The organism is Ruminiclostridium hungatei (assembly GCF_002051585.1).
GTDB lineage: Bacteria > Bacillota > Clostridia > Acetivibrionales > DSM-1351 > Ruminiclostridium > Ruminiclostridium hungatei.
This window is the reverse complement of the sequence record NZ_MZGX01000086.1, coordinates 1-706: the sequence shown is the minus strand read 5'-3', so window position 1 is coordinate 706 and position 706 is coordinate 1. Positions and strand designations below refer to the sequence as shown.

Annotated in this window: 1 protein-coding gene; it reads right to left on the bottom strand. The window is 39.8% G+C overall.

What is annotated here, in order from left to right:
- Positions 1 to 706: RHS repeat-associated core domain-containing protein (locus CLHUN_RS22640; protein WP_242656596.1), on the bottom strand; the 706-nt coding region annotated here is incomplete at both ends.

Below are 706 nucleotides of genomic sequence, written 5' to 3'. Positions count from 1 at the left end.
TACTTTTATTAACAACATTTGAAGGCTTAGCTTGATCTATAGCCGAATTAATTGCTGAAGTTTGATAATTTTGGGGTACATTTTGCTGAATATTTACAATTGCTTTTTTAGTATCACTTCCATATTTAGCTTCAATATATTTTAAGTCTTGTGTTTTTTGAGCATACTCCTTTCTTGCAGCTTCTGCAGCCTGATGTGCTTTTTCCATTGCTTTTGTATCATTTGCAGCCTGGGCAACCGTATATGCTTTTGACGCTTTATCAATAGCGGCTAGAGCAGCTTCACCTGCCTTAGTATTTTTATTTATTTTACTATCATTTACTTCCGCATGCCCCGTCGGGTCCACATACATCACAGGTTCATTATGGCAATACGTATACAGATTCAAGCTCAGCGGGTCATTGGGATCTCCTGTATATGTGTCCTGGGTAAGGAACCTTGCTATCTTACTGTCATAGTACCTTGCATTCAGATAGTACAAATCTGTTTCAGCATCATACTGGTAGCCTGCGTAGGTGATGTTGTTGTTTACGTTTCCGGTTTGTTCGACTATATTCCCAAAGGCATCATAGTAATATGTTCCCTTGACCGTTCCGTCCTCTCCCAGCAATGCTGTCACATCCCCATGCCCGTTGTACATATAATTCATTGTATCACTGCCTGCGGTTCTTGTCAGGAGATTTATTCCATATATGTTTCTGGCTGT